We start from the raw sequence: 20,923 nt of genomic DNA, 5'->3' as shown, positions 1-20,923 counted from the left end.
TGTATAGCCGGGCAGGCAGGCGGGGAGACGGGCAGCACGAAGGGCCGGAAGCAAATCAGGCGCAGGGGCCGGGGACAAGCGGAGGTGTTGGAACTAATACTATATTTATATCAGGAGGGTTACTGTATTATGGAACTGCAATTTGATAATTATATCCTTTCCTATGAAGATGGAGGGATTGAAGTAAGGAAAAACGGGACATTGCTTTATTTTAACAGGCGTCCTATGTTCGTTACCGTTAAAACTTCATTTGCCGTGAGCGAGTTTTATGATGCCGCTTATGAAAAGGCGGAAATGCGGGATGGGCGGATGGTTGCGGAGGGAACGCTGCGTGTGCCTTCCGGTTCCGGATTTGCTTTTATTGATACCTATGAAGCAGGGGATGCCGGGTTTCGGCTTCAGCGTTGTGTAAAGGTTGTGGAAGCCGGGGATGATCTTGGGTTTTCCAGTAAATTTTCTCTTGTTATGGCGGAGTCGGAGGATCCTCATGATTATCAGTGTTTTGCACCGGGTGTGTGGTACCGGCAGAATGAATTCGGCCCTGATGAGCTGATGGGGAAGGATTTGGACTGTGAGTATTTCTGGATGCTGGAGACGAGATGTGCGCTTCCGCTGTTTGCCATGCATCATATTGGTTCCGGGGAAATGGCCTCCCTGTCCAGGTGGGCTTCTGATGTGACTATGCGCACTCTTGGCATTGAACAGTCGGAAAATAATACGGATCCGAAATTTACTATTGGTTCTGTGGGAATGAGCAGGCCGGAAAAACGCACTCTCAATTATATGTATTATGGATTTGCCGTAAGGAAGGATAATCCCACTCCGGTTGACGGCCTGTCCATCGATTATGTCTATCCGGGCTGCGATGGCCAGACTCCTGTAAAGAATTCTTACGGCGGGCTGGACTACCATAATAAGGCCATGAATTTCCGCCGCATCAACCATCCTGTCGTACCTGGCTTTGAACAGAATTATTCCGTTGCCATTAACTTCGGGCAGCATGAAAGCTTTCAGGAAATGATGAGGGATATCTGGCGGATCACTTACAGCCGTATGCGGGACAGGCTCTTCTGTGTGGATAATGAACGGCATTACCGCAACTGTATGGAAATCTTTATGAAATACACAAGAAAATATGGCGACTCCTATGGCCTTCCCTTTGCCTGCCAGCTTCCTGATATGGATATTTCTTCCGTGTCCTTTCAGTTCGGCTTTGTGGGACAGCAGCCGGGAATCGGCAATCTGCTGCTCCGGTATGGCGATCGGGAAAAGCTTCCGGAAGCCAGGGAAAAGGGAATGGGAATCCTGGACTTCTGGGTAAATACGGCCATGACTCCGTCCGGACTTCCTCAAATGTGCTACAATCCCAACATAAAGGGATTTGAACCCTATCCCCATTATACGCGTATGCTTGCGGACGGGATGGAGGCCATACTGGATGCTTATGTTTATCTGCATAAAGTCGGTGAAGAAAAGACGGACTGGCTTGCTTTCTGTATAAAAACCGGGGACTGGCTTGTAAAAGTCCAGAATGAGGACGGCAGCTTTTACCGGGCTTATTATACCGACGGTTCCATACGTATGGATTCCAAGTCCAACACGCCCAGCGTCATCCGTTTTCTGGTACAGCTTTACCTGGTGACAGGTGATGAGAAATATAAAGCGGCGGCAGAAAAAGCCGGAGACTGGTCCTTTGACAACGCTTATCTGAATATGGAGTATCGGGGAGGCACCTGTGACAACACGGATATCCAGGATAAAGAAGCAGGAATCTATGCTTTGTTCGGCTTTCTGTCACTCTATGACCTCACAGGAGACAAACACTGGCTGGAAGGCGCAGTGGGCGCTGCGGATTATACGGAAACCTGGACTTATGCCTGGACCTTCCCTGTTTATACGCCATGGCCGAAGCATCCTTTCAACCAGTATTCCATCAGCGGACAGAGTATCATCACCATAGGCGGGGGAGCCGATGTGTATATGGCCGCCTGTTCTTATACCTATTACAGGCTTTATCTTCTGACAGGGGACAGCCATTATCTGGATTTTGCAGAATTTATTCATAAGAATACACGTCAGTCCAATGACATTGATGGAACCTCCGGTTATGCCATGCCCGGCCTCGGACACGAAAGCGGCAATTTCTTCAGCCAGAAATTAGGAAGCCAGTATCATTGGCTGCCCTGGTGTACCTTTGTGGAAGCGGAGCCCTGCGAACGGCTTTATGAAACTTTTGGCGTGTATGAAATCGAAGACGCACAGAGGATGGATAAGGAGGAAAGGGAGAAACGGAACCGGATTTATGAGAATTATTTTTAAAATTGCAGATGTAGTGTAAGTGCTGTCTGCTTTTCTATATAAAATTGCCCCGAATATATCCCGCAGGAAATTATGCGGATATCATTCGGGGCATTTTTCTGTTGATATATTTCCCAGACAGCTTCAAGATTCCTGACAGTTTTTCTTATTCTCAGAAAACATATTCTTGTACTCTTTAGGGGTATAACCTGTTTTATCTTTAAACAATCTGGAAAAATAGGAAAAATTATCATATCCGACGGAAAGTGAAACCTCTGAAACTGTAGTCTTTCCTTCTTGCAGCATGGCGATAGCTCTGTCAATCCGAATTCCCATAAGATAATTATGAAGCGACTTTCCAGTCTCCTGCTTAAATATTCTCGACAGATAATTTATATTAACATACGCTATGTTTTCCAGTTCATCCCGTGTGATATTCCGATTATAATTTTCTTCCATATACCGTATGATTTTTGTGATAAAGGTTTGCGATTTTTCAATTTCCTTTATATAATCAATGGATTTCCCAATTACATATTCTGCAAATCGCTGCATGTTTGAAACAGATTTGACGGATTCCGTAAAAATTGTATCGTAATACGCATCATCAAACAATTTATAAGCCTCTATTTTATTTTCCTGTAAAATCGTACCGCTTATCTGGACTATTGAGGATCGAATTTCCCGCAGGAACTGCCCGGTCATATTTTTATTCCGCATCTGTTCCGCCATATAAGCATTAATTTTCGCCATCAGATTCTCCGACTGTTTATTACGGAATAAGCTTTCCCATTCATTCAGATCTGCAGAATATTCTTCCTTTCTTTCCATTACATAGTTCTGATAATCTATTACCCTTTTTTCCTTTGATATGTCGTCCAGCGAGATCTCTTCCATCTGTAAAACTGCTTTCCGTGCTTCTCTCACCTTGATATGTTCCCTGTAATAACAATTACTTTCCTGAGCTACATACTTATGAAGACAATCCAGCAGCTCCCCGCATAGTTTTCGTAAACGATGTTCTTCTTTATTTTGATTGCTGAGAATTACCGTCATCGTATTGTTTGCTGTAATCAGCAGCCCTTCTAAAACATAGAATTCTTTAACAAAAATTTCTTCGGAAATATTTCTGAAAATGAAATCTTTATTTTCTTCTGTCAGCATTTGTATTTTTATAGATTTTCCAATTTTGATTATACAGATATCAATCTCCTGATCCAGAGTATATTCAAGCTTTCTTCCTGTTATTTCCTCCCTTATTTCATCGTCTGTAACCTGATTCAGACGATAAAGATATTTATACCAGAAATCTGCTTTATTGTTCCATTGATTGTCCATCCAATATTTCCCATACTTTTGGATCTGTTTTTCACTCTCCAAACGTTGTACTTCTTCTATTGCTTTGACAACATGCATGGTAAAATCAGAATACTGAATAGGCTTTACATAATAATCAAAGCAGTGCAGACGTACAGCCTCTTTTGCATAGTTAAAATCTGCAAAGCTGGTACAAAAAAGAGTCACCGTCCCCGGATGGACCGCATTGATCCATTCCAAAAGCTCCAACCCTGAACCATTCGGCATTTCTATGTCGGTAATGACAATCTGTATGCTGTTACTATCCATTAATTCTCTGGCTTTTCCCGCACTTTTGGCTGTATATACCTGCGAAAATCCAAGCCCTGAAAAATCAATTCCATCTAACAGACCTTCCAAAACATATTGATTATCGTCAACCAACAGTATATTCATCTTTAACCGCCTCTGCTTTCCGTTCCTGTATTCTGATTGTAACTTTCGCTCCGCTTCCCAAATTTTGAAAGAGCAGTTCATAATCAGTTCCATAAATCAGCTTCAATCTCTGCAGCACATTCTGAATTCCGATCTGGTGTCCCGCAGCCTTCTGTATTTCTTCACCCCGATTAAGTTTTTCCAAAACTTCTTCAGGAAATCCAATTCCGGAATCCTGTATACTGATACATAGTTTATTTATATTTACGCTACATTCCTTTTTAATTACAACCGAAATAAACAGCCGTTCCTCTTTTCCTCCATGCTTAATAGAATTTTCAACAAAAGTCTGAATCAATAACGGAGGCATGATATCTCCTGCCAGCTCACATTCCTTCGTAAGGCTGTACATAAAATCCTGTCCGTAAACACTATTCATTACCTTCAGATATTTATCAATCATATCCAATTCCTGCAGCACCGGAACCAAGTCCGTATTTGCCTGAAACAAAAGCCTCATATAATCCGATATATCGACACACAAGTCCTGTATATTCTGTTTTTTGTTCAGCTGTGCCATACTGTATATGACATTCAGACAGTTAATAAAAAAATGTGGCCTGATTTGCTGTTGGGCAAATCCCAGCTCGGCCTCCTGACGTTTGGTTTTCTGCACATAATTATCCAATTCCAGAGCATGGACCTCATCAATAAGTACATTCAGCATTCTGGCCGCTTCGTCTAATTCCATCACACCTTCATTTACGTTGATTTTCTGAATACCGGAATTGGCAGCAATCTGATTATAAAAACGCAATATGGGATGAAGCACTTTATTGCGCAGATATACGGAAAAACTTAATACCACTAATAAAAATCCCAGGGAAACCAATACCAGTACCATCTGCAGGAAATGACTGTTTTCATACCATTTCTGATAAATCCTGATTACTATCGAAAAATCACTTTTTGCCCCTTTTTCCTTTATTGTAAAATTAGATAATCCTTTCTCTCCGCTTTCCATATCATCAATATCCGTGATGTCACCATAAAGATATCTTTTATTTCTTACCGGATTTTCATCCTGATCCAGAATGCTTACCATAAAAGAAGGTGATATCTTCAGTTTCATTATATTGTCAAGATAATCCTCCAAATCAATCCAGGTTCCGATATAGACATTTCCAAAACGCAGAGTTGAACATATATATCTTTGTTCTTCAATAAACCATCTGCCATTCTGTGACAGTTTTATATTTTTTTCTTCTATCTGTTTTCCTATTATTTCCCGGAAATCCGTTCTCAGCTTATAGTCATTATTTCCATAATCAATAAAAGTATCTGATTTGGCCTCATAAAGCCAAACATAATACTTATTTCCATATACAGATACAATATTCTGAAGCCGCATCTGCACGGCGGCCACATCAATATTATAGTTTAAAAGCGCTTTATAGTCCGGCTCCTGTACATTCTCCATACTGGTAAGCCCTTTTACATTAGCGTCATTGGCAGCTATAAAAAGCAGTTCCTGATTCAGCTGTCGGAAACTATTATCATTCAGTTCAAAATATTGCCTGATCCCGTTTGTAATATCTTCCTTCTCTTTTTCAAAATAATATAACATAAGGCGATGTCCCAGAACCAATCCGATAACAGCAATCATTAACATAAGCCATATCATCAGCTGTATCGTTTTTGTAAATAACGGTTTCTTCATATTTATTACCCCCATCTCATAATACTATAAAAAACACTGCCTGTGAATTCTCATTCATATAGGCAGTGCTTTTCGGGTTCTTAAAGGGATAGTGGTGAAACTTTCATATCATAATGCTGTTGAATGAATTCCGTATCGAAATTATGCCGTACCTCACATTCCTTATCAAAAATCATGGTTACTTCATCTGTCTTACTGCATTTTTTCCATTCAGGAAGCAATTTCGAGGATGGAATACCTGTATGGACAAAACTCATAAACGCCTCAAAAATCTGTTCGCATAACCTTTCGGATACCCCCTCAACATTTACCACAGGAACCTTTTCAATATTATGGAAAAAGAAAGGTATATCACTGCAGTGCCAGGCCGGGGTGCCGCCGTTAAACGGGAATTCAAGCGTGAACAGGTAAGAATAGGTATCCGCATACCTCTCATCCGCACTTTTTGCCACCCATTTCTTGGTCTCATACCGGAATGCCGAGGAATCTGCCGAATAAATATCACACAGCATTTTCTCCGGATACGCTTTTCTGAATGCCTGTATCAGCCTATCCCCAGCCTCATTGCCGAACTTCTTCTTTATAACTTTCTCCATTTTGTCATCCGGTACCTTTTCATCTTTATATTTGGAATGGAAAAATTCTGCATAGACGGAGCCGATCATCACAGGAATTTTTTTTGCATTCTCCGTAAATCCAACCTTCATGGGATCTCCATAATAGTCTCTGTTTTGAATTGGCCCAAAGAAAGGAATTCCTTTTTCGGAAACCAATTCTCTGTATGCACTCAGATAAGCTTTTACAAGTTCCGGATAAGGAACCGTCTCTAATTCATCCACTTCCTTAATTCCCAGATTTTCCATTGTTTTACTTATAACCGGTTTCGTATCTCTATTTTTATCAGATAAAATTTCCCCAAGAATACCACTCATAATTAATGCTTTATGAAACAAACCATCCGCTTCCGGCATCTGCATCAAAGTAATGACCTTACCACCACCTCCTGACTGACCAAATATCGTTACATTCTCAGGATTTCCCCCAAAGCCGGAAATATTTTTATGAATCCATTTTAATGCGGCTATTAAATCCAGATTTCCGGCATTGCACGAACGTTCATATTTTTCACCAAATCCTCTCAGATCCAAATATCCCAGAACATTAAGCCTGTGATTTACGGTCACAACCACCACATTTCCTTTTCTGCTCATGTTTTCTCCATCATAAGCATATTGTTCAATGGAAGAACCACTGAAAAACCCTCCTCCATGCAGCCATACAACTACCGGAAGATCTTCTCCTTTTTTCAGGGAAGGAGTCCATATATTCAGATTCAGGCAATCTTCATTCTGAAACCAAACTCTGTGCGGTGACATAATATCCCCTTCAGCACTATCCGGAAACATAAGAGGACATACGTTTCCATAATGAAACATATCCTTGATACCATCAAAAGCCTCTGTTTCTTCCGGCACCCCGAATCTCTTTGCTTTAGCATAAGGAATTCCTTTAAACTGATAAATATCATTAAATAAATACCCTCTGAGCTTCCCTTTATCTGTTGCAACCACAGGTGCATCCATATCACAATAAAAATTCATTTTCTTTTCCTCCTGACTTTTTTCATCTGTTCAGATTTTGCGGATTCCAAGTGTGCTGAAATAATCCGTTCGGGGAATCCAGTCCATATACCGCTCAATTAACAGGTTCCAAAGCCTCCATTCGTGCGCATACCCTTCTACAGGCACCCATGTTACATCCTGCCCGCTTTGTTTCAAAATTTCTGCGGAATTTCTGCAGCCCTCAAAAAGAGGATCCTTATCGCCGCAGCCCATAAATATCTTCATATCTTTTACTTTCTTTTCTGAAAGCCTTTCTGTCAGCACAAGCGGATTATATTCCGGATCCCATTTTTCTGCTTCCGTCGGCGGTAGAAACAAACCAGCAGAAAATGCTCCCATAGCCCTGTATCTCTGCGGATTTTTCAGTCCATGAATCATTGTTCCGAACGCCCCCATAGAAAGTCCCGCAATATAGGTATCCTCCGGTCTTTCAGAAACCGGAAACATTCCGCAGATAAAATCCGGAAGTTCTTCTTCAATAAAATCATAGAAATAGTCTCCCATGAATGAATTTCCACCATGGTTAACATACATTTTATTTTCAGCGGACAGCATAACTACCGCAATATTCCGTTCCTCGGCAAACAGTTCCACACTCGTATACGAATTCCAGGTAGCGTGATCATTGCCCACACCATGAAGCAGATATATAACGGGATATTTTTCCATTTTCCCATGTTTTGGTACGGTGCCTTTTACATTCCCGTCCCCGCAGGCTTCCGGAAATGTTACCGAAGGAATAATTACCGTAATATCTACAGCTCTTTTTAATGAATAGGAAATAAAATTACAGATAAACTTAGCCATTCTCTTCTCTCTCTTTCTGTTTAATTATTGTTCATCCGGATAAATTGCACTTCTTTTTAAAGGAAGCCATTCCCGTAATGCCAGCCGCAGGGTGGAATCCCAAAGATCCCACTCATGTCCCATCCCCTTTACCACTTCAAACTTTGTCTCATATCCCCAGGATTTCAGATCTTTTTCTGCCAGCTGTGCCCGATAATATGCATGATCACAATCTCCTACACGGAAAAACAGTTTGGGGAGTTTTTTCCCGCATTGTGCATTCTCTCTGGCAATGGCAAATACATCATTAACTGTCCCTTTGATATATTCCGGATCCTGCAGTTTATCTCCCACAGAATTAAAAGGCAGCTGCTGAGGCGGTGTTTCCAGATCGAAGATACCGTCTTTTGTTGGAACAAAGGTAGGTACTCCCGGCCTGAAGGAAGCTCCTGACATAAATAGAGCCGCTGCAAATCTTTCCGGATAGTTCATGGCAATTTTCATGGCTCCATGAGATCCCATTGACAGTCCTCCTATAAAAGTATCTTCTCTTTTATCTGATATAGGGAACATGGATGCACATATTCTCGGAAGTTCTTCCACCAGATAAGAATAATATTTAGGGCCGTCAGGAGCATCTGTGTAACAGGCATTATAATCACACGGCATGACCACTGCCACCTTGTTTTCATCCGCATACCTCACGATATTGCTGAAATGGATGAAATCACTGTCATCACCGCTCCCTCCATGAAGCAGATATAATACCTGGAATTTCATTCCCGGGATATAAACCTCGGTTCTGTTATTATACATATCCGCAAAGCTGAACGTCGGAATACAAATCGAAACATTTGTCTGCATTCCCAGTTCCTTTGATAAAAAATTGAATCTGATAACTCCCATTTTCCATGATTCCTTTCACTAATAATTGTAATAGTCCTATTTCTGCGCCTTTCAGCCCTTAACCGCCCCAAGAGCAATCCCCTCGGCAAAATATTTCTGAAGGAAGGGATAAATTATTAGAATTGGGAGCAGAGCCACAAAGGCTATTGCCATCCGAATGGATATCTGCGGAACCGTCATTGCCGTTCCTGCTGAAGCAGCAACTGAATTGGCCTGTATAGCCTGTATATCCTGAATCATCTTGTTTAATAACACCTGAATACTGTAGTATTTAGGATCTGTCAGATAATAGAGGCCATTCGTCCAGTCATTCCAATATGTCAATCCCGAGAATAATCCCATTGTAACAAGAATCGGCTTACTTAACGGTATCGCAATCTTTGTGAACAGTACCCTATGTCCTGCTCCATCTATTTTGGCCGCTTCATATAACGATTCCGGTACTGCATTCATCATATGAGTACGAATCAGAATTACATTCATAGGGCTTACCAGCAAATTGGGAAGCAAAAGAGCCCAAATGGTATTCTTAATCTGGAAAGTAGTTGTCCACATAATATATGCCGGAACCAGACCTCCGTTAAAAATCATGGTAAAGAATATGAAGAAATTAATGATCCGGCGGAATATAAGTTTTCTTTCGGAAAGAGCATAAGCCATCATGGATGATAACAACACATTTGATATGGTACCTGTAACGGTCACAAAAATAGTTATTCCATAAGCTCTTAATACCGTTCCTTTGTTTATCCAGATGTATCGATATGCTTCCAGGCTGAATTCAGAAGGGAAGAAGGAATACCCATTTACAATCAATGATTTTTCTGAAGATATGGAAGATATAAACAGCAGAATAATAGGAACTACTACAATCAGGGAAATCAGAATCAATATAATATGAATTACTGTCTGATAGAGATAAAAACTTTTAGACTTAATCATCGGCCCCTCCTAGAATATTGCATTATCCTTGTCAATCCTGCTGACAATAAAGTTACTTAATACCACAAGAATAAATCCTACAAGTGACTGGAATACACTCGCTGCCGAAGAACGTCCTATACCTCCGGCGGATATCAGGGCACGGTATACATATGTATCAATCGTATTCGTAACACTGTAAAGCGCTCCCGAATTCTGCGGCACCTGATAAAATAATCCAAAATCGGAATTAAAAATGTGCCCGACATTCAATAGCAGCAGTGTTGTAATCGATGGTATCAGTTCCGGCAGCGTGATAAAGCGAATCTGCTTCCATTTTGAAGCTCCGTCGAGTCTGGCCGCTTCGTATAGCGCAGGATCAATTCCCGAAATTCCGGCAATATAAATCATGCATCCATATCCTACTCCTTTCCACAAATGTACAAAGCAGAGAATAAATGGCCAGTATCCCGGTGTTGCATACCATTGTATCTCTTCTTTTCCCAACATAGTAAGAACCGAGTTTATCATCCCATTTTCGGTAGATAAAAAAGCATATACGATATAGCTTACAATTACTATGGAAACCAAAAAAGGAAGCAGAATTGCGCTCTGATATACTTTTCTTGCCTTTTTGCTGAAAACATCCGTTACAATGATTGCAATCAAAATCCCAAAAAATAAATCCAGAAAAATAAATGCCGTGTTATAAAGCAGTGTATTCCTGATAAGAATCGACGCATCATTCCGGAACAAATATGTAAAATTGGAAAAACCCACCCACTTACTGCCCCAAATACCCAATTGCGCCGAATATTTCTTAAAAGCGACTACAATTCCTGCCATCGGGATATAATTATTAATAAAAATATAAATCAATCCCGGTAAAAGCATAAAATATAAAGGCAAAGATCTCACTAAATCTTTTCTGAACTGTTCTGTATTTTTCACCATACTCCCTCCTCCTTACTTTTCTGTATTGTAGCACCTGAATTTTTTCTTATCTTGCACTTTTTCACCCATCTCTGTCACTATTTAAACAAACCATTCTTTGTAATGTCTTCAGTATATGCACCGCACATCTCTGCAGATCTCCCCTGCATATTGTCTGACGCCTGTCATATTCCCCATAATAAATAATCTCTTTTCCTTCCTTTCCCAGTTCCGCCATATGTATCGTCAAAGGACTCTTTATTGGTGCCGGCTTAACGGAAGCTCGTAAAAATTCATAGCGATCCGTCACCTCTGTATATACCGGTGCGTTATCCACCAGGATTCTTTCCCCTTCCACAGATGCCCTGTGGCCTTCCCCCAAAACTGCTGTACATCTTTCCTTCCCATCGGCTTTCAGACGAAACGAGTTCCAATATTCTTCATAAAAAGGCAGCTGTTCATAAACTTTGGAAAAAAGGATTTGTCCTTTGTCATCAAATACCGGTTCCATTTGTTTTACAGCCAACAAAATTTCTCTGGCTTTCGTGTTTCCTCCTGGCATAATCAGATCATTTCCTGCATGCATAGATTTACTCGCACTGCTGCTCCCGCCATTCCAATCCGTCATGATTAATCCATTGAATTTCCATTCTCCTCTGGCGAGCGCAGTACATAAATCATAGCTGTCAGCCGTGGGTATCCCATTGATAAGATTATAGGAGGTCATGATTGCCAAAGGCTGTGAATCCCTGACGGCAATTTCAAAGCCCTTGAGATATATTTCCCGAAGCGTCCTCTGGCCGATCCATTCATTAACACATGAACGGTTTGTTTCCTGATTATTTGCAGCAAAATGCTTGATACATGCTCCCACTCCAAATCCGCTGTTTTGAATGCCGGATACGAAAGCCGCTGCCATAATACCGGAAACCAGAGGATCCTCCGAATAATATTCAAAATTCCGGCCGCATAATGGATCTCTGTGTATATTCATTCCCGGCGCCAGTAATATATGTGCACCAACCTCCTTCATTTCTTTTGCAATTGCCTTGCCGACCAATTCCAAAATCTTCGGATCAAAGCTTTGTGCCAAAAGGGTCCCCGAAGGCCATGCCGTACAATAATGATTTCTTTTTTCTTTCTTCCCTGTCAGTAAATTAAAGGCTTCATATTCCTGCCGTACGCGAACCCCTCCCGGTCCGTCTACCAGAACTACCGAAGGGATTCCGTATTTCTCTGTCAATATATGTGTTGTTTCTCCTGCTGCCCCAGGTACACTTTCCGAATTCTCACCTATCACCGGATTGTTTTCATCGGATACTCCCCATCCTGTACCGCAGTTCAGAGCCGCCAGTTCCTCGTCTGTCATTTGTGCGGCCAATTCCTCAAAAGAGGCTTTTCCCTCAAGAACATCCTGCCAAACTACTTTTTTGGGGGATACAAATTCTGTTTTTTCATAAGGCAGCATTCCTTGATAATCAGGATCTGTTGTATAAGTAATTACCGCCTGTTTTTCACAGGCGGCATCCGTTTCCTTTGGAACTAAGAAACAACGCCCTGCTTTGATCTCCGGTAATTCCGGATAAAAATCCTCCTTATTTATACAGTTTTTATGATGATATTCCTCCAGCTTTCCAGGCAGAGGCAGAATAGCATCCGCCTTTCGTGTTAACAGATCTTCATCAATAATTACTTTACCTGCCGGCTGTGTATTCCTCGATGAATTACCTGCCAGGAATAGATAAATACCTTTTTTAACAACGTATGATCCGGAATCCTCATCATAAATCTCCAGCTCCTTAAGCGTTGTTTTCAACCTGACGCTCTGCTTTTCTCCCGGTTCCATTATTCTCGTTTTTACAAAGGCTTTCAACTCCTGCGCAGGCATATCAATATCCGTGTTACAGGCGCTTACATATAACTGCAGCACTTCTGCTCCGGGATAACAGCCTGTATTTGTAACTTCACACTCTATTCTGAATATATTTTTTTCTTCTTTAAAGTCCTTTATTTTAATGGAAAACTCCGTGTAGCTTTTCCCATATCCAAATTCATAAATCGGTTCTTTATGAAAACTGTCAAAATAACGGTACCCCACAAAAATTCCTTCCCTGTACTTTTCCAGTTCTGAATTTCCATCATTATCTGCAAAGGTAGCGGATGCGGGATAATCCTGATACCTGGCAGCCCATGTATCCGTAAGTTTTCCCGAAGGAACAATGGCCGCATTCAAAATATCCCTGACTGCTCTTCCTCCCTCCTGACCGGCAAGTCCCATCAAAAGAATACTGTCCGGCCTCGCATTTTTTATTTCACACATATCAATAACTCCGCCCACATTCAATACAATAATAAGATATTTGAAGTATCTTCTTAAAAGCAGCAGATTCTCCTTTTCCTGTACTGCAAGCAGATAATCTCCGATTTCACACCCTTTCGGACAATCATTTGAACCGCCCTTTAATTTCCGGTCGGTACCTTCACCGGAATTTCTGGAAATCACATATATTACGGTATCGCTTTGTTTTGCCGCAGAAGCCACGTCCTCTTCTTTCAGTAATGGTTCCGGAAATACAAAAGTATGCATTACCTGATTTTCCAGCTGTCTTTTCCGTCTGTCATATTCCTCTGCCAGAAGTTTTAAATCAGCTGACGTAACCACCTCATATCCCCCTTCTTCAAAAGCATCCAGAATATGAATATGATATCTGGGAGACTGATCAACAAAGACATTTCCTCCTCCGCTTAATCCTCCATTAAAAGGATCTCCTGAGCCGGTCCCGCCACGCACCGTCCTCACTGCTCCTGTTCCGAACAATGCAATTTTCCCTTTTTCCTTTAGTGGTAAAACTCCATTATTCTCCAGAAGAACCATTCCCGCCGCTGCCGTTTGATATGCAATTTCCGCATTCTCTCTTTCACGTTCACTCATTTGTATTTTTTCCATGATCTTATTCAATGGCTATTGCCTTTTCTCCTTTCTCCCTGTTTCTTACAGTCAGGTAATATAAAAAAGCCCCAAACAAAAGAACTGCACAAAAATAAAACAGAAATTCATAATTATATCTTTCAGCCAAATACCCGCCGATCATCGGAGAAATTCCTTGTCCTATATCTCCTCCGAGAAGAAAGGTACTGACGGCTATTCCGCTCTTTGCTTTCCCCACTTTATTAATACAGGCCGCCTGAAGGGATGGCTGTGCCGCTCCCTGTCCAAGAGAACGAATCACACCCGACATGAGAATCAGGCTTAGAGTACCCGCCTTTCCCAAAAGGACAGCAGATATACATGCCAGGACAATTCCCGGAATTACTACAATGTCCAATCCCTTTTTGTCCATCAGTTTTCCGGCTATTGGCCGCGCTATAAACAGGAAAACGGCACATACCGTAAAATACAGACTTACCTTACTAATATTTATTGCTGCTGCAAATTGAACAAGATAGGTTGCAATCATCCCATTCATAAAGGAAAATATACCTGCAATAATGGTAAAAGGAAGCACTTCTGCTGAAATCATATTACTGAATGTTATTTTGCTTTTCTCTTTCTTTACAGTGCAGTCTTTTAATGGAAGCAAAAACATAAAAACAAAGACGCAGGCGGACATAATTCCTGCCGCAAAAAATGTTGCCAGGATTCCCACATGATCTGCAATAGCAATTCCGATTCCCGGTGCTATGGCGGAAGAAATAACCTGTCCAAGCCCCATATATCCGATTCCTTCACCCATTCGGCTATCCGGTATATAATCTGCTGCCAGCGCAACCATCGCCGTGCTGCAGACCGCAAAACCAACCCCATGTATTATCCTGAAAAAAATCAGCAAGGGAACGGAAGAAGTCAGCGTATACCCAAACAATCCGGCTGTCATTATTATTGCGGCTATTCGTATAAGCAGAATTTTATTACAGGAATCACTCAGAATTCCGCAAATCGGACGTATTAATAATGCAGTAATAGAAAATAAACCTATGATAATACCGGCTATCGAAAGCCTGATTCCTCTTTCCGTCAGAAAGGTTGACAATAATGTAGAAATCATGTAAAAGCTAAAAGCAGACAAGGTATTTGCTGCCATAATCCTGATAAATTTCCCATGAAACAGTTTACTTGAAGTGTTACTCATTCGGCCCGCTCCCTCCGTAAAAAAAGAGCATGGGGCTTTACCATCATGCTCTTTTTTGCAAAACATTTTGTCATCTGATTATTACTGCTGTGCAAGCCACGCATCCAGCTGTTCCTGCTTCGCATCAATAATATCCTGCAATCCCGCATTATACAGCGCCTGGTTGAAGTCCTCTATGGCCGGTTCCGGATCAACAGATCCTGTAGTAATTTGTCCTATATACTGGCTGATTACATCCGTAACTGCTGCAATCTGGTCGGTCACCACCGTCAAATCAGGAGTGAAACCATACGCTTTAGATACAACAGCTTTCCCATCTACCTCCTGATACTGCTCAAAAATATCAGCTTCGTTTCCAACCCACACATGACTGTTAAACTGATTGGGAAGAATATACCCCATATTCTGATGATATCCACAGCTCTCCGAAGTCACTCCTTCCGGATAATCAGCCGTTCCATCTTCCGTTTCTACCCAATGAATTCCTTCTACGCCCCAGTTAAGCAGATCGTTTGCTTCTTTTGTCTGGCTGATCCAGTTAAGCAATTCCATAGCTTTTTCAGGATTTGGCGAACCTGCGCCGATCCCGTAACTGATAGCGTTAATCCCTCCGGTCGTCATTACATTCTTATCAATCTGCACAATCGTCGTATCATAACCTGTCTGATCATCTTTTTCCTGTTTCGTATTGGGCTTACAGTTTGTCATATAGGAAAACAAATTACCCGCCCTCATCTGAGCCTCTCCGCCGTCAATAGAAGTTGCCATATCTTTCGCAACATAACCTTTCTGATACCAGTCTCTGGCAGTATCCACCAGATATTTAAAATAATCAGATTCATAAAAATTAGTCACCGTCGTAGTCTGTCCATAATCCTCCAAAACGCCGGTTCCAACCACCTGTCCCAATCCATCAAAACTTACAGACTGTCCTCCCGGTGTAGCCGCACTCGTCCCACTCCCGCTTCCGCCAAACATTATCATATCGGGATACAGTGCATGTACCTTTTCATATGCAGCCGTAATATCTTCATAAGTTTTCACACTGGCAGGATCAATTCCTGCTGCTTCAAGGCAATCGGTTCTCATAACCATGGCATTCGGCATACTGCGCTCCTTCATCGTTGGGATACCGTAAATGAAATCACCTATAGAACAGCATGAAATGGAATCCATTCCCAAAAGATCTACAATATAGGGCGCATGCTCCAAATAAGGAGTCAGATCTACCAGATAGTCAGATGCCACATATGTGGACGCATTATTGCTGAACATCGGGAACAAATCAACCTGTTCACCACCTGCCAGCATCAGTGGAAGCTGGCTCCCCCATGTACTGAACGTCATCGGCATAAGCGTTACTTCCATATTCAATTGTTCCTTTGTTAATTCGTTAAACCGTGCATTAACTTTTTCCTGATCCTGCGAATCCTGTGCGACAACATAAACTAAAACAGCATGATACATTTCATCTCCGTCCGCCGCATTGTTGTTCTCTGCCGTTTCCTTTCCTGTTTGAGCAGCTTCCTCTGCGCTTTCACCGGATGTCTTATTTGTACTGCCGCATCCGGAAAGCATTCCAAGTACTAACAATCCTGTCATTACCAACGCTAATAATTTACTCTTCATAGCTACCTCCCTTAATAGTGTTTTGCTGATAGACACATTATCCAATATTTTAATTTTTATTGCTTGCACTTTTTAGTACATTTCTGTCACTTTTTGATCTTAATACACTTTTATAGTATCATATCCTGTTTTCTTATAAAAACAGTATAAAAATGGCATAGCCGGTATATCATACCAGTTATGCCATAATTCACTCTCTATTTTTTCTTACCAATCCGAAGCACATTCACCGAATATCCCGGCGCCCTGTAAATAAATTGCTCCGCCGCTCCGGAAAGAAGCCGTTCCTCATCACGCACCCGCTCCGGTTCCTCAAAGCTGTTTTCCGCCTGCTTCTCCCCGGTAAGCACCACTGCCTTGTAATCCGTTTCCACCGCACAGTCCAGAGAGATTTCCACCTCATCCTCTTCCGGTGAAAAATTCACGATTTTTACAATCACCTCCGTTGAAGAATCACTGACTGCGCAAGCCATTGCCGGGAAGCTGGGAACCGCCGCTTCATGGATACATTCTCCATTCACGTAAAGCTTCATGCTTTTCCCGTCAGCCTCATACCGGAACCGGTTGAACTGTCCGTATTGAAGCTGCACCAAACGTTCTTTATCCAGATATTTGTCCTCCGGATAAGCCTGTTCCCGGAAGGAACTGATACCATTTTCCAGACTCCACACAAAAGGCTTCACATTCGCCGCATTCCATTCTTTGGGAGGATGGGTTTCGTCCGCCACATATACCTCTTTCGGCATACGGCTGCTGTATATGCCAAGACTGATTTCCTTCCCTTCCTCAGCATAGATCTCAATATCAAAAGCTCCGCTTGTGACATCTTCTTCTCCAAATACGGCAAATACCCTTTCCGGATCCACCCCGTAAAGCTTTCCCGCTTCTTCACGCTGTTCCTGATCCGGCGGAAGGATACGGAATACACCGTCTTTTTCCTCGATTCTCCCCATCAGTTTATGGCTGATCCCAACAGGCCGGCCATTCCATGACGCATTTTTGTACCGAAGCCCGGACGGCCCCATGAGTGAAGCCATTCCCTTTACCGGACGGTACAAAATCCCGGTTTCCTCCTCTGCCTCCACCACGTTTTCACCGCGGCTGTTGCCAAACATTTTCCAGACATAATAGGTAGGAATCGCCATGCTTTCCCTGTTATTAAAACGAATCAGGTTCGGAAACCATGCATTATAATTTACATTTTCCAGAAGAGGGGCATAGGAAGCCAACTCCACCACATCCTGGTTGCGTTCCATTCCTATCAGGAAAGCCGCTTCCCCCAGCGCGCCATACAGCTGTCCCACCCATCCGCGGACCACTGCCAGCTCTCCCAGGAAAATACCCGGGCCTTTTCTGTCATAGCCGTCGTAATAATGGATGTTTTCAGCAAAAAATTCGGCGGTACTGTAAAAATGCTCATCTACGATATCTGCGGGAATCCCCTGCTTCTCCAGGTGTGTATTGGCAATCAGGCGGATGTTGGGATATCTGGCTCTTATGGTATCAAAGAACTTCCGATACCGCATTTCATAATCAGATCCGAAGTTTTCATTTCCGATTTCGATATAGTTCATCCGGAACGGCTCCGGATGGCCCATTTGAGCCCGCAGGCTTCCCCATACCGTGTCTTTGCCGCCCACAGCATATTCTATGGCATCCAGTGTATCCTGCAGCATATCCTCCAGTTCTTCTCCTTCAAACAGCACAGGCGCTCTTCCCTGGCAGGTCATGCCGCAGTTGCACACATACAGGGGTTCCATGTCAAGATCCTCGCACAGCTGCAGATATTCATGAAATCCCAGGCCGTTATAGCTGCGGTAATGCCACATCAGCTGATGGCCGGGGCGTTCCCATACCGGCCCTATCACATTTCTGAACCGCATGGCTGTTTCCGGGGAAAAGCCTTCCACAATACAGCCGCCCGGGAACCGCAGGAACCGCGGGTTCAGGGCCTTCAGCTTTTCCGCCAGATCCTTCCTCAGTCCATGCCCCATATACGTGTCCTGCGGCATCAGGGAACAGAAGCCAAGGCTTATTTCACCGCCCTCCGGGCAGCAGATGGAGAGCCTGGCATTATCGCCGTCCCTGTCTGCCGCAAAGCTGCCGTCATAGCGCATGTACCCTGTGCCCTCCAGCAGGAAATCCATACTGCCGTACACATGGGAATCATCCTCAGCGCAGACTCTTACGCTGACCGGATGTTCTGTTTTCGCAAACATATAAAAAGAATATGTTTCTCCGGCTTTCAGGGAAATCCCGTTAAAGCCTGTATTATATAGTTTTCCGCCCTTTTCAAAGGCAGCGGAAAGGGCGGCCTGCCTGTGTTTGTTCAGGGTATCCTCCCGTTCCAGGCGCATCACCGCCTGTTGGGTATACCAGGCAGGGACAGGGGTATAGGGCGTCTGATTCTTTCTGATCCATCGGGAAAGCCCTTCTCCGTGATTAAACTCATCTCTCCAGCCTGCCCTGGTAACCAGTGCATAACCGTCCTGCTCCGTATGGCAGTCCTTTGGTTCGATGGAATCTTCAAAGGATCTGTTTCTGAGCATCTCAGGATATAAGCCTCCGTCACCCGCTCTGTTGATATCTTCAAAGAAAATGCCATACAGATTCGGGGCGACAGGGAATTTTTTATTTTCTGTACGTATCGTTATTCTGCTCATAGTAACCCGCCTTTGCCAATATTCACTTATTTTCCGACCACTCTCTTATAGCAATAGCCTCTGTCCCCTCCGGCCTTCACCGGGGATACCTCAAAATAAACCACTCCGTTTTCCCGCACCGTAAGGCAGACATCGGCCATTCCGTCTTCCAGTTCCTTTCTCTGTGCTTCCACAAGAGGCCTCGCCCCTTCCTTCAGCAGCTTCTTCTGTTCTTCGGAAAGGCTGGAGGGCTCGCCCATGGCATGCCAGAGCTTCAGCGGGTTGCAGGTCACTTCATCCACTGTCTTTGTGAGAATGCAGCATTCCCCTTTTTCCCCGGAAGGAATCCCTTCCATGGGAAGACGGAAACTGCGGCAGATATCCTCTCCGGTGCCGTCCATTGTCATATTCCATACAATCCCTCTGTAGCTGCCGTCTTCTTTTCTCACAATAACCGCTTCATCCGTACGGTGCACACAGGTTCCCTGCAGATCGGCAAAAAACTTGAAGGTCCAGAAGGTAGGTTTGGGGATGCCGCCGTTTGCCACAAGCCCGAAGCCGCCGTGGAAGGGTGTAAAAGGAACGCCCTGTTCCTCGAAAATATCACCGAAGGTCCAGTAGGAATAGGATTCGTTCATATCTCCCAGCCGTGACAGCTGTCCTGCGATATAAGCCGCGTTCTGATTGGTATCATGCAGCGGGCAATTGGGAATATAGGAAGTATTGAATTCCGTAATATGGATTTCCATCCCCTTAAATTCCTCAAAGCTGTCGATAATATCCCTGGTCGTCTGAAGGTTGGCATATCCTTCTTCCGGCTCCCGCAGCTTCACATATCCATAGTGGCCCACATTCTCCGGCACCTCTGTTGTATAGTGATGGCGGGTCACAAAATCCACAGGTATGCTTTCTTTCCGGCAGAATTCCAGGAAGCAGCGGATCCACTTTTCATCCTCCACGCCGCAGATGGCGGGGCCGCCCACACGGAAGCGTTCATCCACTTCTTTAATCGCCGCAAAGGTCAGGGCAAACAGCTTAAAGTATTCCTCCATATCCGCATCCTTCCAGAATCCGGGAAGGTTAGGCTCGTTCCATACCTCTATGGGCCATTGCACCACTTCCTGTTCCCCGTAGCGTTCCATCAGATGGCGCAGAGTCGCCTGTACCAGTGAGCACCAGGCATCGTAGCTTTCCGGAGGCGTCACATTCCCCTTCCAGTAGAATACCGTCTGTTTCCCGGAAGCCATCTTGTCCGGCATGAAGCCCAGCTCCAGAAAAGGGCGTATATTCAGGCTCAGATAGCTGTCCATCACCAGATCCAGATAGGTAAAATTATATTCCGCATGCTTTATCCCGTTTTCATCCGTGTACTCCTGATAAATAGCCATATCATCCGAAAACAGGCCGTGGCCGCGGATGTGGGAAAATCCGATCTCCTCCTGTACGTAAGCCAGCTGCTCCTGATACTCCTTCTGCAGGGCAAGCCCCATGCGGCCTGTTCCTATGCAGTAGGCCACATTATTATGGAACGGTATTTTTGTATCTTTTTCAACAGTATACTTTTTTTCCTGCATCATACGATTCTCCTTTTCTTTAACAAACCTG

Annotated in this window: 13 protein-coding genes; 1 reads left to right on the top strand and 12 read right to left on the bottom strand. The window is 43.3% G+C overall.

What is annotated here, in order from left to right; all coding sequences use genetic code 11:
* Positions 1-129 precede the first annotated feature (129 nt).
* The gene (locus BLA28_RS25605) at positions 130-2,319 is read left to right on the top strand and encodes a hypothetical protein (RefSeq protein WP_069157013.1); all 2,190 of its coding nucleotides are present in this window, start codon (positions 130-132) and stop codon (positions 2,317-2,319) included.
* A 123-nt stretch (positions 2,320-2,442) separates the two neighbouring features.
* Here the strand turns inward: BLA28_RS25605 and BLA28_RS25600 are convergent, their stop codons facing one another.
* From BLA28_RS25600 to BLA28_RS25545, 12 genes are all read right to left on the bottom strand, one after another.
* Entirely contained in the window at positions 2,443-4,050 is a 1,608-nt protein-coding gene (locus BLA28_RS25600; protein WP_069157012.1) for a response regulator transcription factor, read from the bottom strand.
* Positions 4,031-5,749: a sensor histidine kinase gene (locus BLA28_RS25595; protein WP_169897303.1), complete on the bottom strand. Its 1,719-nt coding sequence runs from the start codon at positions 5,747-5,749 to the stop codon at positions 4,031-4,033. Before BLA28_RS25595 ends, BLA28_RS25600 begins: the two co-directional genes overlap by 20 nt.
* An 80-nt stretch (positions 5,750-5,829) precedes the next feature.
* Positions 5,830-7,350 carry a carboxylesterase/lipase family protein gene (locus BLA28_RS25590; protein ID WP_069157010.1) on the bottom strand — a complete coding sequence of 507 codons (1,521 nt, stop codon included), beginning with the start codon at positions 7,348-7,350 and terminating at the stop codon, positions 5,830-5,832.
* 30 nt (positions 7,351-7,380) lie between these two features.
* On the bottom strand, positions 7,381-8,178 hold the full coding sequence (locus BLA28_RS25585) for an alpha/beta hydrolase (protein ID WP_069157009.1): 798 nt from the start codon (positions 8,176-8,178) through the stop codon (positions 7,381-7,383).
* A gap of 24 nt (positions 8,179-8,202) precedes the next feature.
* Positions 8,203-9,063: an alpha/beta hydrolase gene (locus BLA28_RS25580; protein WP_069157008.1), complete on the bottom strand. Its 861-nt coding sequence runs from the start codon at positions 9,061-9,063 to the stop codon at positions 8,203-8,205.
* Positions 9,064-9,114: 51 nt separating this feature from the next.
* Complete coding sequence (locus BLA28_RS25575; protein ID WP_069157007.1) at positions 9,115-10,005, bottom strand: carbohydrate ABC transporter permease; 891 nt, start codon at positions 10,003-10,005, stop codon at positions 9,115-9,117.
* Positions 10,006-10,014: 9 nt separating this feature from the next.
* The gene (locus tag BLA28_RS25570) at positions 10,015-10,938 is read right to left on the bottom strand and encodes an ABC transporter permease (RefSeq protein ID WP_069157006.1); all 924 of its coding nucleotides are present in this window, start codon (positions 10,936-10,938) and stop codon (positions 10,015-10,017) included.
* Between the two features lie 61 nt (positions 10,939-10,999).
* Positions 11,000-13,849, bottom strand: a complete 2,850-nt coding sequence (locus BLA28_RS25565; protein WP_169897302.1) for a glycoside hydrolase family 3 protein — start codon at positions 13,847-13,849, stop codon at positions 11,000-11,002.
* Positions 13,850-13,868: 19 nt separating this feature from the next.
* On the bottom strand, positions 13,869-15,047 hold the full coding sequence (locus BLA28_RS25560) for an MFS transporter (protein ID WP_069157004.1): 1,179 nt from the start codon (positions 15,045-15,047) through the stop codon (positions 13,869-13,871).
* 81 nt (positions 15,048-15,128) lie between these two features.
* Positions 15,129-16,676, bottom strand: a complete 1,548-nt coding sequence (locus BLA28_RS25555) for an ABC transporter substrate-binding protein (RefSeq protein ID WP_081329944.1) — start codon at positions 16,674-16,676, stop codon at positions 15,129-15,131.
* Between the two features lie 197 nt (positions 16,677-16,873).
* Positions 16,874-19,339 carry an alpha-L-arabinofuranosidase C-terminal domain-containing protein gene (locus BLA28_RS25550; RefSeq protein ID WP_069157002.1) on the bottom strand — a complete coding sequence of 822 codons (2,466 nt, stop codon included), beginning with the start codon at positions 19,337-19,339 and terminating at the stop codon, positions 16,874-16,876.
* 26 nt (positions 19,340-19,365) lie between these two features.
* On the bottom strand, positions 19,366-20,895 hold the full coding sequence (locus tag BLA28_RS25545; RefSeq protein WP_069157001.1) for a GH39 family glycosyl hydrolase: 1,530 nt from the start codon (positions 20,893-20,895) through the stop codon (positions 19,366-19,368).
* Between the last annotated feature and the right edge of the window lie 28 nt (positions 20,896-20,923).

The sequence above is a fragment of the Eisenbergiella tayi genome, from assembly GCF_001881565.1.
GTDB lineage: Bacteria > Bacillota > Clostridia > Lachnospirales > Lachnospiraceae > Eisenbergiella > Eisenbergiella tayi.
Note: the sequence above shows the minus strand (reverse complement) of the source record. Positions and strands in the feature narration are given on the sequence as shown.

Excerpts from the sequence above, each read along its gene's own strand:
- BLA28_RS25550 (WP_069157002.1), bottom strand. The coding sequence starts at position 19,339 with ATGAGCAGAATAACGATACGTACAGAAAATAAAAAATTCCCTGTCGCC.
- BLA28_RS25590 (WP_069157010.1), bottom strand. The coding sequence starts at position 7,350 with ATGAATTTTTATTGTGATATGGATGCACCTGTGGTTGCAACAGATAAA.
- BLA28_RS25595 (WP_169897303.1), bottom strand. The coding sequence starts at position 5,749 with ATGAAGAAACCGTTATTTACAAAAACGATACAGCTGATGATATGGCTT.
- BLA28_RS25570 (WP_069157006.1), bottom strand. The coding sequence starts at position 10,938 with ATGGTGAAAAATACAGAACAGTTCAGAAAAGATTTAGTGAGATCTTTG.
- BLA28_RS25585 (WP_069157009.1), bottom strand. The coding sequence starts at position 8,178 with ATGGCTAAGTTTATCTGTAATTTTATTTCCTATTCATTAAAAAGAGCT.
- BLA28_RS25580 (WP_069157008.1), bottom strand. The coding sequence starts at position 9,063 with ATGGGAGTTATCAGATTCAATTTTTTATCAAAGGAACTGGGAATGCAG.
- BLA28_RS25600 (WP_069157012.1), bottom strand. The coding sequence starts at position 4,050 with ATGAATATACTGTTGGTTGACGATAATCAATATGTTTTGGAAGGTCTG.
- BLA28_RS25575 (WP_069157007.1), bottom strand. The coding sequence starts at position 10,005 with ATGATTAAGTCTAAAAGTTTTTATCTCTATCAGACAGTAATTCATATT.
- BLA28_RS25555 (WP_081329944.1), bottom strand. The coding sequence starts at position 16,676 with ATGAAGAGTAAATTATTAGCGTTGGTAATGACAGGATTGTTAGTACTT.
- BLA28_RS25565 (WP_169897302.1), bottom strand. The coding sequence starts at position 13,849 with ATGAGTGAACGTGAAAGAGAGAATGCGGAAATTGCATATCAAACGGCA.
- BLA28_RS25560 (WP_069157004.1), bottom strand. The coding sequence starts at position 15,047 with ATGAGTAACACTTCAAGTAAACTGTTTCATGGGAAATTTATCAGGATT.
- BLA28_RS25605 (WP_069157013.1), top strand. The coding sequence starts at position 130 with ATGGAACTGCAATTTGATAATTATATCCTTTCCTATGAAGATGGAGGG.
- BLA28_RS25545 (WP_069157001.1), bottom strand. The coding sequence starts at position 20,895 with ATGATGCAGGAAAAAAAGTATACTGTTGAAAAAGATACAAAAATACCG.